Below are 1,653 nucleotides of genomic sequence, written 5' to 3'. Positions count from 1 at the left end.
CACCGCCAACGCCAGCCCCTGAAGTGGCAACAGAACCACCGCCAGCGCCCACACCCGCGCCCCAGGCTGCTGCTGCAGCAGCAGCCCCCAAGCCTGCGCTTGCGCCTGCACCTGTGGCGTCGGCACCTTTGGCTGTCGCGCCCGCTCCTGCCGCCACTGCCGTTCAAAAATCGGCCGAGCCTCCAGCTCCAGCTCCGTCCGCATCGGCCACGGCCGCCCCCCCAGCCGCCAAAGCGTCCACCCCCAAGCCAGCCATGCCAGCCGCGTCGACCCGCGCACCGACGCCTGCGGCCAGCGCCACCGCTACCGCCCCTGCACGCCGTGATGCCGCCAGCCGCGCAGCAGCCCCCATCAAGCCCAAGACACCGGCGGCAGCAGCGTCCGCCACCGCCGACACCGCGCTGCCCACGGTGGGCACTGCCCCGGGCTACTACATCAACGTGGGCCTGTTCGCCGAAGAAGCCAATGCCCGCAAGACGCAGGCGCGCTTGCTAAACGAAGGCCTGCCCGCGTTTCGCCAGGAGCTGAACAATTCCAAGGGACGCCGCATCCGCGTGCGGGTGGGGCCTTACGCCACCCGCGCCCAGGCCGATGCCGCGGCCGAGGCGATCCGGGCGATGGCGCTGGACGCCGTCGTCTTCAAGCAGTAGCACCCCCTGGACGCGGGGCGTAGCACTGTCCTACGCGCGCGAATGCCCGACGCCGACGCAGGGTCGCCGAGTCTGCAGGTACGCTGAGCCCAGAGCAACTTTGGGCGTATGCACCATGACGCGAAAGACCTCCCCGCACCACAACGCCACCCGCCGGTGGGCCACCCTGGCCGCGGTGGCTGCGGGCGCACTGCTGCTGACGGGCTGTGCCCCTTGGCGCATGTGGACGGCCGCCGACCTGGCCCGCGACGCGCGCCCCTACACCGCTCAGCCCCCGCAGCCGACGCGGCGTGTGCTGGTGGTGGGAGACAGCACCGCCGTGGGCACGGGTGCCAGCACCGCAGCAGACAGCCTGCCGGGGCGCATCGGCCAGGACCATCCCCAATGGCGCATCGACAACCTGGCGGCCAACGGCGCCAAATTTGGCGATGTGGTGCAGCAACTGGAGCGCGCTGGCGGCGGCTACGACCTGGTGCTGGTGCTGGCAGGAGGCAACGATGTGATCCGCTTCACGTCTGAAGACACACTGCGCGACCACGTACAGCAGGCCGTGGCGCTCGCGCGCCGCAAGGGGCAGCAGGTGGTGCTGATGCCTTGTGGCAACGTGGGCCACGCGCCCTTTTTTGTGCCGCCCCTGTCATGGGCCATGTCGCGCCGGTCCGAGGCGCTGCATGCCCTGGCGCGGGAGGCAGCCAGCGCGCAGCAGGTGCATTACGTGCGCTTGCTCAAGCCGCGCGACCAGGACCCGTTCGTGACCCGCAGCCAGGAACTGAACGCCGCTGACGGCCTGCACCCCAGCAGCGCGGGCTATGCGGAGTGGTACCGCGAGCTGGTGGCACAGGGCGCGTTGAACAGCCTCACGCCGTAGCCCCCGTTACCCGTCCGTTGACTCGCTACGGGACAGCCACTGCAGCACGGCATCGATGACCCACTGCGGGTCATCCAGCGGCAGGTCGTGTCCCGCCCACGGATGCGACTGCAGCGGCAGCCCCCAGGCCTGCGC

The 1,653-nt window shown here is 70.8% G+C and carries 2 protein-coding genes; both read left to right on the top strand.

Annotation, left to right across the window (positions count from 1 at the left end):
- Positions 1–254: 254 nt before the first annotated feature.
- Positions 255–650, top strand: a complete 396-nt coding sequence (locus DBR23_RS31310) for an SPOR domain-containing protein (protein WP_233250611.1) — start codon at positions 255–257, stop codon at positions 648–650.
- Between the two features lie 115 nt (positions 651–765).
- Positions 766–1,518 (top strand): SGNH/GDSL hydrolase family protein, encoded by a 753-nt coding sequence (locus DBR23_RS20430; protein WP_108499418.1) that lies wholly within the window; start codon positions 766–768, stop codon positions 1,516–1,518.
- The last annotated feature ends 135 nt before the right edge of the window (positions 1,519–1,653 follow it).

The sequence above is a fragment of the Acidovorax sp. HMWF018 genome, assembly GCF_003061035.1.
GTDB classification, from domain to species: Bacteria; Pseudomonadota; Gammaproteobacteria; order Burkholderiales; family Burkholderiaceae_C; genus Acidovorax; species Acidovorax delafieldii.
This window is presented reverse-complemented; position numbering and strand designations above follow the sequence as displayed.